Raw genomic sequence first — 13331 nt, forward strand, 5'->3', positions numbered from 1 at the left:
CGTATCCATATTGAGCAATGATTTTCCGAAAAGCGTTCCGCCTGTGGCGATTTTGCGACAGGGGGGGCGGGATAATGATTACTTTTTTGCAATCAGAATTGACCCTCGCCCGATCCACCCCCTAACGTCGCTTCAACCGGAAGAGTTTGTTCCGGGACACATGTGATCACGTGGTGGATTTACGGCGGATTTCGGCTCGAAAACGGACAGGTCGCTGAGGGGCTTCTTGTTCGGCTAACCGCTGCCAGCACGCTCAGAGGGGATTTGAACAGCATGAATTCAACCAAAAGCAGCGCCCGCGCGCGCCTGTTGACGACGACCCTGTTGGCCGGTTTGGCGACTGTGGGTCCTATCGCGGGCGGCGCTATCATCGCCTCGCTCACCACGACCGGCGCAGCCCATGCCCAGGCCATGGTGCAAGGCGTGCTGGTCGGTACGGTCCGGAACCAAGCCGGCGCCGCCATTCCGGGCGCCACCGTGGTGGTCACATCGAAAGACCAGGGTCTGAGCCGTACGCTGGTCGCCGACCAGTCCGGTCAGTTCCGCGCCTTGGCTCTTCCGTCCGGCAATTACTCGGTCACGGTGACGGCCTCTGGCTTCCAGTCGCTGTCGGCTGAGTCGTTCGTCGCACTGGGCGGCGCCAGCTCGTACACCTTTACGCTCCAGTCCGACGACACCGCGGTTGAAGCGATCGTCGTGACCGGCGCCAGCCGCGCCGTGTCGGCTTTCGACTCGACGACCACCGGCTTGGCCGTGGACGTTTCGGAAACCGCGCGTCTGATCCCGGTCGTCCGCAGCGCCGCTTCGATCGCGCTTCTGGTGCCCGGCGTTACGCAGTCGGACTCGGCCTTCGGCAACATCCCGACCATCGGCGGCGCCTCGGCGGGTGAAAACACCTACATCGTCAACGGCCTGAACATCACGAAGTTCCGTGAATTCACCGGCTCGAGCACGGTTCCGTTCGAGTTCTACAAGACCCTGGAAGTCAAGACCGGCGGTTACTCCTCGGAGTTCGGCCGCGGTACGGGCGGCGTGCTGAACGCCGTGACCAAGTCGGGTGGTAACGAATGGGAATTCGAGATCACCAGCTATGTTGAGCCGGACGTGCTCTTCAGCAAGGCCAAGAACACCTATCTCGCCAACAACAGCAAAGACTATCGTCAGAACAGCGACGTCATCCTTCAGGCCGGCGGCCCGATCATCAAGGATCGCCTGTTCATCTATGGTCTCTATAACCACCGCTATCGGAAGGCCTACGATCTCGGCGCCAACTCGATCGGCAATCGCGTCCGCAGCACAGACCCGTTCTGGGGCGGCAAGGTCGACTTCGTGATCAACGACAACCACCGGGTCGATGTGACCGTGTGGAGCGACGACATCACCGACGAGACCACCCAGACGACGACCTACAGCTCGGGCCGCGTCAACACCGACGGCGTCAGCAAGTTCAAGTACGGCGGCACCAACTGGATCAGCCGCTACACCGGTGTTTGGGCCGACTGGCTGACCACCTCGCTGGCCTACGGCGTCAACGAGTACAACGAGTCCCTGACCTCGCCGTCGGACAGCCGTCCTTTCATCACCACCATCGCCGGCTATGACGCTGACGGCGACGGTAAGCTGGAAGCCAATCCCGGTGTCGCCTTCCCGCTGGGCGCCATTAACGGGCAGCCGCAGACCAACAAGGACCGTCGCGAAATCCTCCGTTTCGACGTCGACGCCTATGCCAGCTTCTTCGGTGATCACCACTTCCGCTTCGGTATCGACCAGGAAAAGCTCGAGTCGAAGCAGCAGCTCGACTACTCGGGTAAGGGTCTCAACTACTGCCGTCCGGGCGGTTTCCCCGGCGGCATCAACTGCACCAACCAGGTCACGGGCGGTCTCTGGTATCGCTATCAGACGCCGTTCACCTCGGCCAACATCCCGACGGGCCGCACGGACCTGATCGGCAAGGCCCGTCGCGTCCGCGTTCGCGCCTACGACAACGACGGCGGCTGGGCTTCGGAACAGAACGCCTACTACCTGCAAGACTCGTGGGAAGTCAGCGACCGACTGACCCTGAACCTGGGCATCCGGAACGAAGCCTTCACGAACAAGAACGTCGCCGGCGTCGCGTTCGTGGACATGAAGAACCAGTGGGCGCCGCGCCTGGGCTTCACCTATGACGTCTTTGGCGATCGTTCGTCGAAGTTCTTCGGCTTCTACGGCAAGTACTACCTGCCGGTCGCTGTGAACACGAACCAACGTCTGGCCGGTAAGGAGTTCTTCATCTCCGACACCTGGAACCTCGACGTGACGACGGGCGGCCCCAACGACGCCAACCTCGACGGCATCAACGACAAGACCCTCGAGCCGATCCTCGGTTCGCTGGTGCAGCCCGGCACCAACGCCGACGGCACGGTGCGCCCGATCGACACCCAGGTCGATAAGGAAATCGACCCGATGTACGTCGATGAGTACATCCTCGGCTACGAAAAGGACTTCGGCCAGGGCTGGACCGCTGGCGTGACCCTGACCTACCGCAACCTCGGTACGGCCATCGACGACGTCGCCATCGACGCTGCGGTGCTCAAGTACTGCGCGGCGCAGAACATCTCGGGCTGCGACAGCGTCTGGTCGGGCTTCCACCAGTACGTGCTGACCAACCCTGGCGAAGACATGACCATTACGCTGGACAAGGCGGACTTGGCTCAGACCTCGCTTGGCGCGGGCGCTACCAGCCGTGTGGTGAAGCTCTCGGCAGCCGACCTGAAGTATCCCGCGCCCAAGCGTGAGTATATCGCGCTGCAGGCCAGCATCGAACGCAAGTTCGATGGCAAGTGGGGTGGTCGCTTCTCGTACGTGGCCTCGGAAACCAAGGGCAACTACGAAGGCGCGCTGAAGTCGGACAACGGCCAGACTGACCCCGGCCTGAGCCAAGACTTCGACCAGCCCGGTCTGGTGGACTTTGCCTATGGCAAACTGCCTGGCCACCGTGCGCATTCGTTCAAGCTGTTCGGCACGTACTCGCCGATGGAAGGCCTCCTGATCGGCGGTAACGCCGTGCTGGAGTCGCCGCGTAACTTCGGCTGTATCGGTGTTCACCCCACCGACGGCTTCGCTGCGCTGTACGGCTCCGCCTCGTGGTTCTGCAACGGCAAGCCGACCCCGCGCGGTTCGCAGTTCAAGTCGGGCTGGCTGAAGAACGTCGACCTGACGATGAACTACACGGTGCCGGATACGGTGCTGGGTGGCGCCCTGTCGGGTCTGAGCCTCCGGGCCGACGTGTTCAACCTGTTCAACCTGAAGTCGGAGCTGGACTTCAACGAATTCGGCGAACTGACCGCTGTCGGCGAGCTGGATCCGAACTACGGCAAGGTGAGCCGCTATCAGTCGCCGCGTTACGTGCGTCTGGGCGTCTCCTACAAGTTCTAGGATTGACGGACCGTCGCGCCCTGTGCGCGGCGGTCTTTCCCTTCGTGGAACATCGGCGCGGCCGGCGATCTTCGCCGGCCGCGTTCTTTTTGGCCCCCGCGCGCCACATCCTGATCGACAGCCTGGCGCAGGGGCGAATTGATGCGGGGGTCAGGCGCCGGACAGCCGACGCTCATAGGCGGCGTACATGGCGTCCAACTGCCCGGGCAGCGCCTTGGCGGAGCCTACGGCATTCCGGTGGATGGGTTGCCGGACCTGGCTCACGCTGGCGGTTTGGACCGCGCGCTGTTGCAGGTGCGGCGTGAACACCGCCGGCTCCTCGGATAGGCCTGCATGGGCCAGCAGCGCCCGAGTGTGGTTCCCTGGATCGCTGACCAGATCCTCGTAGCGCAGGATCAAGAGACGATCGCCGAGGATTGACGCCCAGTGGCGGCGCAGCAGCGCTTCGTCGCCCAGATAGCGACCGATCGACTCAAGAGACCAGGTCCACGCCATGCCGGTCGCGAACCGGGTTCTGAAGCACGACCAGGCGACGTCGCCGATATCCCGGTCAAGCCAGATGAACCGGGCGGCGGGCAGGGCCTGGGCCAGCAGGCCCAGGATTCGGCCGTGGTTCAGCGTCTTGTCGACCACTCGCCCCGTCGCGCCAAAGCGCTGCTCAAGCAGGTGCAGATAGTCGCGGCCGATCTCGCCCCAAGGATCTGGATCGCCGCGTCTATCGTGGCGTTCGACCGCTGCGGGCGAGAAGTCCGGCAGCGCCATGGCGGCGACGGTGAAAAGGCTGAGTTCCGCGCCGCCCGACACCGCAGAATGGCTCGTGAGGATCTGCTCGACCAAGGTCGTCCCTGAGCGCGGCGGACCCAGGACGAAGATCGGTCGGCGGCTGTCGCAGGTCGAGGCCTTCAGCCGGCCAAGAAGCGCGTCGTCGAACCCGGCGATCAGCGCATCGACGAACCGCGACTGCGCGCGACCGTCATCGGGCTCCAACCGCGCCATGATCGCCGCGCCCTTGGCGTAGTGTGCATAGGCCTTCTCGGTGTCGCCCTGATCGAGCAAGGCCTTGCCCAGCGCGTAGTGCGCGGCGCTCTGGCAAGCGTCCGGCATCGGCGCGTTCGTCAGCGCCTCGATCCGGCGGTAGTCCTCATCCGCGTTGGTGAACCGCTTGATGTCGACGGCCGCCAGCCACGTCCACACGGCTTGAGCCGGGGGCAGTCGCGACGCCGCGCGCCGGAGGTGTTCGAGGGCGGTCGCCGGATCGCCGATCTGGGCGTGGAGGGCGCCGAGGAGGTGATCCACCTCTGGGGTAGGGGGCAGGGGGCGCAAGCTTTCGATCGCGTCCTCGACCTTGCCGAGCTGGGCCAGAAGGGCCGCGTGAGTGACGCGCCGTGACAGATCCGCCGGCTCAAGACGCGCCCAGGCGTCGGACGCGGCGATGGCGAGTTGAGCCTCGCCGATGGCCATGCCAAGGCGCGCCAGGGCAGGCCAGCGAGGCCCCAGCGGCGCCCCGCTTTCGACGAGACGCCGCAGCGCCGCCGCTGTGTCCCGGCGCTGCCGCCCCTCGAAGGCGGCCATGAGGGACCTGAGCTCCGCGTCCATCGCGTCGACCGTGGCGATACGCCGCCCGCCTACCGCACCGGCATGTCGGCCAGCACCGAGGCGCCGCCCGGCGTCGAGCGCAGGCGGGCCTTGGCCATTTCGTCGAGGATCGCCTGCGAGCGCGGGTCGCCCAGCACCCAGGCGGCGGCCGCCATGGTCTTGGCCGAGGTCTCCGAGACGCCGAGGAACTTCTCGAAGGCTTCGAACGGCGAGGCGCCGCCCTGCATGTGCTTGATGCGGATGTCGCCCTTGACCTTGGCCAGCGCCTTGGCCTTTTCCACCGCCTCGTAATAGCCGCCCAGTTCGTCGACCAGGCCCAGTTGCTTGGCCTGTTCGCCGGTCCAGACGCGACCCTTGGCGATCTCGCGCACCTTGGCCGGCGGCAGGTTGCGGCCCTCGGCGACGCGGGTGATGAAACCGGCGTAGATCCGGTCCATCCAGCCGGCGAACTTGGCGCGTTGCTCGGGCGTGAAGCCCTCGGCCGAACCGAAGGCCTGCGAATAGTCGCCGCCGACGTGCAGGTCCTTGGTGTCGACGCCGAAGCGCGCCAGGGCCTCGCCGATGGCGAACTTGCCGCCGTAGACGCCGATAGAGCCGGTCAGGGTCGAGGGCTGGGCGATGATCGAGTCGGCCTGGCTGGAGATCCAGTAGCCGCCCGAGGCCGCATAGGTCCCCATGCTGACCACGACCGGCTTGCCGGCCTTCTTGGCCTCTTGCAGGGCCGCCAGGATCTGTTCGGACGCCGTATCCGACCCGCCCGGCGAGGAGACTCGGAAGACGATCGCCTTGACGTCCTTGTCCTCGGTCGCGTTCCGGAACGCTTGGGCCACGTCGTCGGAATAGACATTGCTGTCGCCGCCGAACGGCGAGGCGCTGGCGTCGGTGCCGGTGATGATCGCGCCCTCGGCGCCGATCACCGCGATGGCCGGGCCGCTTTTCACGGCGGTGGGCTTCGAGCGCGAGGCGTAGTCGTCGAAGTCGAGCAGCTTGGCGCCCTTGCCGGCCTTCTCCAGGGCGAAGGCCTGGATGTCGCTGACCTGGCCGACCTTGTCGATCAGCCCCTTGGCCTGGGCTTCCTGAGCGATATAGGGGCCGCCTTCCAGCGTCTTCATCAGCTTGGTCGGATCCTGCTTGCGATCGACCGCGGCGCTGGTCAGGGCCGTACGATAGACCGAGCCCATCCACGACAACGTCGATTCCCGGTGGGCGGGCGTATAGTCGCTGTGAAGATAAGGATTGACCGCGTTCTTGTACTCATAGCGCTGCTCGTACTCGGCCTTGACGCCGTACTTGTCGAAGAAGCGCTTGAAGAACATCGACTCTGACGAGATGCCGACGGCCTGGAAACTTGAGTCAGGCTGCATCCAGAACTCGCTGGTGGCCGCGCCCAGCATATAGGTCGAGGTCACCATCCCGGAGGGGTAGAGGCCCTGGCTGTGGGCGTAGATCGGCTTCTTGCCCACCTCGCGGAAGTGCTTGAACGCCAGGCGCAGCTCGTCGGCGGCGGCCGGGGCGACGCCGCCCTCAGGCAGGCGCACCAGGATGGCCTTGACCTTGTCGTCCTTCTCGGCGCGGCGCAGGGTTTCGATGACCGAGATCACCGAGCCGCCGCTGGAGCCGAAGGCCGCGAAGGGGCTCTTGGGCTCCTGATCCGAAAGACCGCTGCGCAGGTCCAGTTGCAGGACGGCATGGGCCGGGACGGGCGCAGGTCGCGCAGCGCCGGCGGCCATCGCGATCAACAGGAACGGCACTCCGACCACGAAGAGGAGAAGGCCGACGAACACGCCGGCGACGGTCAGGAAGAACTGCTTCATCGGAGGTCCTGCTTGCGAAACCGCCGCTAAGCTAACCGCTGTTGGGGTTGCAACCAAATGAAGAGCGCGCAACGTGGGGCGCTTTTGTGCTGGGGAACGCCAAGCGCCGCTTTCGCGGCGCCGAGGGCTTTGTTTTTAGAGGATTTTCCCGCCTCTGGCTGGCGGGGAGGAAATGGTCGGAGTGGCAGGATTTGAACCTGCGACCCCTGCGTCCCGAACGCAGTGCTCTACCAGACTGAGCCACACTCCGACTTGGAGGCCGGCCTTATAGGTGGGTGTTCCGGGGGGCGCAAGCGCCTTTTTTCAGGTTGGTCGGGAGGCCTGAAAAAAGTTCTGAAAAGGTCGTTGCATCCGTCCGAGTCGTGAGCTATCTCCACCGCCTCGCCGGGCCCCGAGGGGTCTCGCCGTTCCTGCTGGGGAATGGTGTAATGGTAACACTGCGGTTTTTGGTACCGTCATTCTAGGTTCGAGTCCTAGTTCCCCAGCCACTTCTCCTCATCATTTGCTCTGGATGCCGAAGTCCTTACAGACCACGGCGCTTTAGAGCGTGACGCCGAAAGTGGGAACCGGTTTCGGCGCGGGTCACGCTACAAGCCTTTGATTTCGAGCCTCGTGATCGCGTCGAAACGATCCCGTTTTAACGCGCGAGGCTCTAAGCGCTTGCATCCGCAGCAAGTGCGACTGCGTAGTAAGGCCCAGAGGGACCGCCCGCAGGTTGCGCGGGTGGCGGCGCGACGTGGGGGAAAGCACACCCTCAGCCTGTCGCAGGGGCGATTGCGGTAAAGAGACATGATGCGGGCGACATCGAGGCTTGTTGTTTTCCTCGCGGCGGCGATCCTGGCGGTCGCCGTGGTGGCGTGGTTTGTGATGTCGCGACGGCCGCCGGAAGCCGCCGTTCTCGAGATCAGGCCCGCGACGATCGAGCAGGCCCTGTCCGTGGTCGGCCGCGTGCGTCCGCTGGAGCTGGTGCAGGTCGCCTCGCCCAATTCCGGACAGATCGTGCGCCTGTTGCATGACGAAGGCGACCGCGTGGCGGCCGGCGATCCGCTCGCCGTGGTGCTGGCGACGGTGGAGCAGGCGCAGACAGTGGTCGATGTGGCGCGCGAGCGGGCGGCGCGGGCCGCCGCCGCCGAGGCGCGGCTCAACTACCAGCGGGTCAAGACGCTGTATGATCAGGGCTTCGCGGCCAAGGCCGCGCTGGACGCCGCCCGGGCGGGACTGGACACCGCCCAGGCCAATGTCGCGGCGGCCTCCGCCGGGGTGCGGGCCTCGGCTGAACGCGCCCAGGAGTTCGTCATCCGCGCCCCGATGGCCGGGGTGGTGTTGTTCCGGCCGATCGACAACGGCCAGGTCGTTTCGGCGGGCCAGACGCTGTTCGAACTGGGCTCGTCCACCGGGGTCGAGATCCGCGCCGAGGTGGAAGAGGTCTATGCCGACGCCCTGCGGCCGGGCCAGGTTGCGCGCGCGGCGCTGTCGGGGTCCTCGACGATCTTTCCCGCCCGCGTGACCGAGGTTTCCCCGCGAGTGGACTCCAGCACCGGCGGGCGTTCGGTGCGGTTGGCGGCCGAGGGCGACCAGGACCTTTCCCCGGGGCGTTCGGTCGACGTGACCATCGTCGTCAGGCAGCGGCCCGGCGCAATCGTGATCCCACGCGCGGCCGTGCTGGACGCCACCGCCGCGCCCAAGGTCCATGTGGTCGACGCGGGCGACATCGTTCGGGCGCGACCGATCACCGTGACGCGGTGGCCCTCGGTCAACGCCATTGTCGAAAGCGGTCTACGGGCGGGGGACAGGGTCGTTCTGGAGCCGGCGGCTGTGAAGTCTGGCGCCCAGGTCACCCCCGTCGCCGCCAAGCCGGACCGCTGATCCCGTGTTCGCGTTCAAGGTCGCCCGGCGCTACCTGTTGTCCAACCCCTCGCAGACCCTGCTGCTGATCGCGGGGGTCGCCCTGGGGGTGACGGTCTTCATCTTCATCACCGCCCTGATCGCGGGTCTGGCCGTGCGGCTGACCGATCAGGTGACCGGCAACAGCGCCCATGTCAGCCTGCAGCCGGCCACGCGCGTGGCCCGGGTGCTGGCGGGGCCGGACCTGCCGGTCGAGTCGGTGGCCCTGGTCTCGACCTTCCAGCGCCAGCAGATCCGCGACTGGCCGATGGTGATCGACTTGCTGCGCGCCAATCCCGAGGTGTCGGCGATCAGCCCGCAGATTTCCGGCAGCGCCTTCCTGGTCAAGAGCGAGGCGGTCGCGCCGGTGGCGGTGCTGGGCGTGGAGCCACAGGGGATCGACGCCATTTCCCGCATCACGCCCAACATCATCGAGGGTGACGGCGATCTCGGCGCCAACGGTCTGTTGATCGGCGTCCGCATGGCCGAGGAGCTGGGCCTGGGCGCGGGGCAGTCGGTCCTGCTGCGCACCGAGCGCGGCGTGGAGCGGCAGCTGACCGTCCGAGGCGTATTCCGCACCGGGCTGCAAAGTCTGGACGAGCGCGTCGCCTTCCTGTCGCTGCAGACCGCAAGGCCGCTGTTCGACCTGCCGGAGGGCGTGACCAATATCGAGGTCAAGCTGAAGGATCCCCAGGACGCCCGCGCCACGGCCCGCTTTCTGGGCGAGGCGACGGGCCTGCGCGCGACGCCCTGGCAAGAGAAGAATGTCGGCCTTGAGGACGCCCTGAAGGCGCAAGGGCAGACCGGCACGATGATCCAGATCTTCTCGCTGATCTCGATCATCATCGGCGTGGCCAGCGCGCTTGTGCTGTCGGCCTACCGGCGGCGCAGTGAGGTCGGGATCATGCGGGCGTTCGGTGTGCCCGGCGGGTTCATCCTCTGGGTCTTTCTGCTGCAAGGCCTGTTGATCGGCCTGGTCGGTGCGCTGATCGGCTGCGCCTCAGGCTATGGCCTGTGCATCTGGCTCGAGAGCATCACCCGACCCGACGGCACATCCATCCTGCCCATCGCGCCCCGGCAGGGCGGCTATGCGGCGGCGCTGGTGCTTACCACCCTGGGCGCGGTGATCGCCTCCATCCTGCCCGCGCGCTCAGCGTCGAAGATCGATCCGCTGGAGGCCATTCAGCAATGACCAACGTGATCGAAGCGCGGGGGATCGAGAAAGTCTTCCACAACGGTGATGAGGAAACCCGCGTCCTGAAAGGCATCGACCTGACGCTAGGCCAGGGCGAGCTGGTGGCCATGGTCGGGGCGTCCGGATCGGGCAAGTCGACCCTGTTGTCGATCATCGGCCTTCTGCTGCGTCCTACCGCCGGCGCCCTGAGCATCAGCGGCGAGCGGGTCGATGATCTGTCCGAGCGGATGCGCGCGCGCTTCCGCAATCAGCGCCTAGGCTTTGTCTTTCAGTTCCACCATCTGCTGCCCGACTTCACGGCGATGGAGAACGTCGCCTTTCCGGCCGCCGCGCCGGGCGGGGGCATCTCGCGGGCGATGCGCACGCGGGCGCGCGATCTTCTGGCGCGCGTGGGCCTGGAAGACCGGATCGACTTTCCCGCCGCGCGGCTCTCGGGCGGGCAGAAGCAGCGCGTCGCCATCGCGCGCGCCTTGATGAACCGGCCCGACCTGATCATCGCCGACGAACCGACCGGGAACCTGGACCGAGAGTCGGCGGATCGCGTTCTGGACCTGATGCGCGAGGTCAATCGGGAGGAGGGCGCGACCTTCCTGATCTGCACCCATGATGACGGTGTGGCGGCGCGATGTGGCCGTCGCCTGACCTTGAGTGACGGCAGGCTGACTTCGAACGTCCGCGATCCTGGCGGCTTTTCCTAAGGCGTCTGTCGCCTGTGGGCGGCTTGCTGCATTGTGACGTCAAGCGCGGCGAGGGTGCGACGTATTCATCGAATAGCGTTATGTAGCCTCAAGTCCAGTTCGCGGTTGCGAGATAGAGGCGCGCCCGGCGGGGTTTAGGCTGCTGTACCGCTCGTGATCGCCGGGTGTTCATCGATTTAATTGCCCGAATTTTCGCCATGTCGTTGGCGATCAACACGCCGCAATTGTTACAGCAATTCACGAAGCAAGTTTGATTTCAGTTTCAAACTACTTGTTTTTCTGAGGCGACCGTGTAATCCCGGATACAAGGGGAACGGAGTTTTGAACGTGGAAGATAAAGCTACCCTAATCGAGCTTACTGCTGAAATCGTCGCCAACTATGTGGCCAATAATTCGACGCCGGTGTCGGAACTTCCGGCCCTGATCCGGGCGACGCATGATGCGCTGGCCGGCATTGGCTCGCCGCCGGCGCCGACGGTTGAAGTGGTGACCAAGGCTACGCCGGCCCAGATCCGCAAAAGCATCACGCCTGAGGCGCTGATCAGCTTCGAGGACGGCAAGCCCTACAAGACGCTGAAGCGTCACCTGACCACCCACGGCATGACCGTGGCCGAATACAAGGCCAAGTGGGGCCTGCCCAACGACTATCCGACGACCGCGCCCGCCTACAGCGAAGCGCGCTCGCAGATGGCTAAGGCCCTGGGCCTGGGCCAGGGTGGCCGCAAGGGCAAGACGACCCGCGGCCGCAAGGGCTGATCGCTTACAGCGCTTGAAAAGACGGGAAGGGGACGCGGCGGCGTCCCCTTTTTCGTGTCTGCTTGTCTGGGTCCGCCTGTCTGCAGCCTGAGCGTCTGCGCGGCTCCCGGGCGAGCGATGTCAGGCCGCGCCGCGCGTGTCCACGGCGGCTTCGTCAGCGTCAGCGAGAACATCTGCCAACACTTCCAGAAGCTTCGGCACCTCGACGGGCTTGGGAACGACGGCGTCCATGCCCGCCTGCACATACAAGGAGCGCTCATGGGGCAGCACGCTGGCGGTCACTGCGACCACGGGCGTGCGGACTCGGCCACCTTGGCGCTCGCCCTCTCGGATCACCTGGCAGGCCTGGAGGCCGTCCATCTCGGGCATGTGGATGTCCATCAGGATGACGTCCCAGCGGTCCTGCTCCCACATCGCCACCGCATCGCGGCCGTCCACGGCGAAATGGGCGTCGGCGCCCAGATGTCCCAGCAGGGTCAGCAAGACCGCGCGATTGGTCTGGTTGTCGTCGACCACCAGGATTCGCGGCGCGGCGTCCTCATCCGCTGATGCGGGCGCCAGCGCCGGTGCGGGCGGGGCGGCCACGGCGGGCGGTGGGTCGCTCCGGGCCATGGGCAAAGTCAGCTCGAAGCAAGCGCCGCCCTCGGCCGGCGCCAGGAAGCTGATCTCTCCGCCCATCAGCTCGGCCAGCGACTTGCAGATCGCCAGCCCCAGACCCGATCCGCCCACGCGCCGCGTGCTGGAGCTGTCGAGCTGGGCGAACTTGGTGAACAACCGCTCGCGCTGAGCCTCGGGAATTCCGACACCGGTGTCCAGCACGCGCACGACGAGGCCTTGATCGTCGCCGTCCAGGGTGACGCGCACCGCGCCGCTGTCCGTGAACTTGATGGCGTTGGAAATCAGGTTCGACAGCACCTGGCGCAACCGCTCGCCGTCGCCCTGGCGCCACCCGGCGACTGTTGGCGAGACCTCCAGACTGAAGTCCAGATGCTTGTCGCGGGCCAGGCCGCCATAGAGCAGGTGCAGCGTGTTCATCTGGGCGGTGAGATCGAAGGGGCCCTCGACGATCTCCATCTTGCCATCCTCGATGCGCGAGACGTCCAGGATGGTGTTGATCAGGCTAAGCAGGGACTGGCCCGAGGCGGTGATCGTTTCCAGGCGCCGACGCTGATCGACCTGCAGCTCTCCCGAGGCCATGATCTGGGCCATGCCCAGCACGCCGTTCAGGGGCGTGCGGATCTCGTGGCTAATGGTGGCCAGGAACTCGGACTTGGCGCGGTTGGCCTTCTCGGCGGCCAGCGCCAGGGCCTGGGCCTCGGTGCGCAGGCGACGGTTCTCGGTCAGCTCCCGCTCGAGCTCGTCATTGAGCGCCTGACTGGCCAGACGCGCGCGCACCTCGCGGCCGACCACGCCCCGCATCAGGGTCGACATGCCGACCGCCGCGAAGGCTCCGGCCAGGCCGATGAAGAGGTACTGGTTGACCATATCGCCCGGCGCGCCGCGCGCGATGAAGACCAGGCTGACGAGCGCGGCGCCAACGCTGACATTGGCCACACGGCGGCTCGGCGCCGAGGTGGCGAAGACCAGCGCCAGCAGCACGAAGTAGATCAGCTTCTGCGGCTCGAGGTGAAACAGGTGGTAGGCGGTCACGTGCCCCAGAAAGAGCGCGTTCATCCCCAGGACCAGCCACTCCAGGTGGCCGCCCACGATCCGACGCCGCCGCAACAGAAACCACGCGCCGAACGCATAGATCGCGGTGGCCCCGGTCAGGCCCGTCAGCATGACGAGGGTGAGGCCCGTCTCGTAGAACGGATGGGCGATGGCGATCAGCGAATTGTAGATGGCGGCCGCCAGCAGATAGCCACGCGCGATCGGCACGTAGGCTTCTGTCAGGGCGATCCTGACAAGCCGCGAGTCTTCACCTTTCGACGGCGCCAAGCCTGAGCCCCGATCCTCTGTTCTGCGAACATCGTG

8 protein-coding genes and 2 tRNA genes are annotated in these 13331 nt (G+C 65.8%); 6 read left to right on the plus strand and 4 right to left on the minus strand.

Annotated features, from left to right (window positions below; genetic code table 11):
* The first annotated feature begins 273 nt into the window (after positions 1 to 273).
* The gene (locus tag OVA11_RS07640) at positions 274 to 3414 is read left to right on the plus strand and encodes a TonB-dependent receptor (RefSeq protein WP_268066884.1); all 3141 of its coding nucleotides are present in this window, start codon (positions 274 to 276) and stop codon (positions 3412 to 3414) included.
* A 150-nt stretch (positions 3415 to 3564) separates the two neighbouring features.
* Here the strand turns inward: OVA11_RS07640 and OVA11_RS07645 are convergent, their stop codons facing one another.
* The 3 genes from OVA11_RS07645 to OVA11_RS07655 all read right to left on the minus strand — a co-directional run bounded on the left by OVA11_RS07645 (position 3565) and on the right by OVA11_RS07655 (position 7074).
* Positions 3565 to 4986 carry a tetratricopeptide repeat-containing sulfotransferase family protein gene (locus tag OVA11_RS07645; RefSeq protein ID WP_268066885.1) on the minus strand — a complete coding sequence of 474 codons (1422 nt, stop codon included), beginning with the start codon at positions 4984 to 4986 and terminating at the stop codon, positions 3565 to 3567.
* A gap of 53 nt (positions 4987 to 5039) precedes the next feature.
* Complete coding sequence (sppA, locus tag OVA11_RS07650) at positions 5040 to 6824, minus strand: signal peptide peptidase SppA (RefSeq protein WP_268066887.1); 1785 nt, start codon at positions 6822 to 6824, stop codon at positions 5040 to 5042.
* Between the two features lie 173 nt (positions 6825 to 6997).
* A tRNA-Pro gene (locus tag OVA11_RS07655) sits at positions 6998 to 7074 on the minus strand.
* A gap of 164 nt (positions 7075 to 7238) precedes the next feature.
* Between OVA11_RS07655 and OVA11_RS07660 the strand changes: the two genes are divergently transcribed.
* From OVA11_RS07660 to OVA11_RS07680, 5 genes are all read left to right on the plus strand, one after another.
* A tRNA-Gln gene (locus OVA11_RS07660) sits at positions 7239 to 7312 on the plus strand.
* 301 nt (positions 7313 to 7613) lie between these two features.
* Positions 7614 to 8690, plus strand: a complete 1077-nt coding sequence (locus OVA11_RS07665; protein ID WP_268066888.1) for an efflux RND transporter periplasmic adaptor subunit — start codon at positions 7614 to 7616, stop codon at positions 8688 to 8690.
* Between the two features lie 4 nt (positions 8691 to 8694).
* A complete protein-coding gene (locus OVA11_RS07670) occupies positions 8695 to 9900 on the plus strand; it encodes an ABC transporter permease (protein ID WP_268066889.1) in 1206 nt (401 codons plus the stop codon).
* A complete protein-coding gene (locus OVA11_RS07675) occupies positions 9897 to 10601 on the plus strand; it encodes an ABC transporter ATP-binding protein (protein ID WP_268066890.1) in 705 nt (234 codons plus the stop codon). Before OVA11_RS07670 ends, OVA11_RS07675 begins: the two co-directional genes overlap by 4 nt.
* 327 nt (positions 10602 to 10928) lie before the next feature.
* Positions 10929 to 11357, plus strand: coding sequence for a MucR family transcriptional regulator (locus OVA11_RS07680; protein ID WP_012640096.1), 429 nt, complete (start codon positions 10929 to 10931; stop codon positions 11355 to 11357).
* 120 nt (positions 11358 to 11477) lie between these two features.
* Here OVA11_RS07680 and OVA11_RS07685 read toward each other — a convergent pair whose 3' ends face one another.
* Positions 11478 to 13295, minus strand: a complete 1818-nt coding sequence (locus tag OVA11_RS07685) for an ATP-binding protein (protein ID WP_268066891.1) — start codon at positions 13293 to 13295, stop codon at positions 11478 to 11480.
* Between the last annotated feature and the right edge of the window lie 36 nt (positions 13296 to 13331).

It is taken from the genome of Caulobacter sp. SL161 (assembly GCF_026672375.1).
GTDB lineage: Bacteria > Pseudomonadota > Alphaproteobacteria > Caulobacterales > Caulobacteraceae > Caulobacter.